Below are 908 nucleotides of genomic sequence, written 5' to 3'. Positions count from 1 at the left end.
CTGAGTTCAAGCATGGCCTACTCCTCCGACCTCGACGCGTCCCTTGTCCACTCCGGCGGAACTAGCCCCAGTTGCCGTGCAGTGACCGTCGGCAGACGCAGCACTACCGTGCCGGGCGGTGGCCCCCAAATGTTGTTGAGCATGATCACATCGACCTTCACGCCCTCAAGTTCCAGATAGACGGTGTCCTCGTTTTCGAACAGTTCCGTATAGAGGGTCCAGCCGGGCAGATCGCCTGCCTGCTCCTGAAATCGGATCGTGCCTTTGGTGCCCATGAGTCTTCTTCCGAGAAGTTCAGTCGACATGCTCGGTGAGACGTTGGCCTACCGCGAGCATGATCACATCACCGGGACGCTACACCACAAACGTGCCGCGGAACTCGCGGGCAACCGCAACAAAGCTGATTAAATTGCAAAGCGCGTCCTTTGGCGTGATCGGCCGGGTACCATCCTCTCCGTCGAGCCAGTGGTTGGGATAGTGAGACCACGCGGCAGTCTCCCACGGGTCTGTTGCGGCTCCGAGCGCCGTCAGAATCCTTTTGATGACAGGCAGCGGTCGATCGTGGTTATCTAACTGATAACGTACAAAGTACAGTTGGCATCCGATTTCCACGCCGAAGATCCCACCGCGTTACTAACGTCCGTTGCCGTGCTGGGAGCGTGGGCTGCGCTGATCCATGCGCCCTCGGGCAGTGCTTTCGTTATGCGCAGCATTGCAGATCTAGGTCTTCGGGAGCGTCGAACACTTCCTCGCATTTCGCTCACGTGCCATGCTGTATTGGTAACCCTTGTGTGATTGCCCGTTACCATTCGAGTAAAGACCTAAGACGCGCGATTAGCCAGTCCGTCTCAACTGCACTTGTCCAGTGCTTGCCCTCAATTCCACGCCGCACACGCTCCAGTGTCACC

General features: G+C 57.8%; 1 protein-coding gene. It reads right to left on the bottom strand.

Annotated elements, in window-relative coordinates:
• Positions 1–17 precede the first annotated feature (17 nt).
• Positions 18–305: a hypothetical protein gene (locus SB822_RS54685; protein WP_410858796.1), complete on the bottom strand. Its 288-nt coding sequence runs from the start codon at positions 303–305 to the stop codon at positions 18–20.
• Positions 306–908 lie beyond the last annotated feature (603 nt).

It is taken from the genome of Paraburkholderia sp. SIMBA_054, from assembly GCF_046534875.1.
GTDB lineage: Bacteria > Pseudomonadota > Gammaproteobacteria > Burkholderiales > Burkholderiaceae > Paraburkholderia > Paraburkholderia hospita.
The sequence above is the reverse complement of the archived record's forward strand: the minus strand, read 5'-3'. Positions and strand labels throughout refer to the sequence as shown.

Coding starts and splice junctions, on each gene's coding strand:
- SB822_RS54685 (WP_410858796.1), bottom strand. CDS start 305: ATGTCGACTGAACTTCTCGGAAGAAGACTCATGGGCACCAAAGGCACG.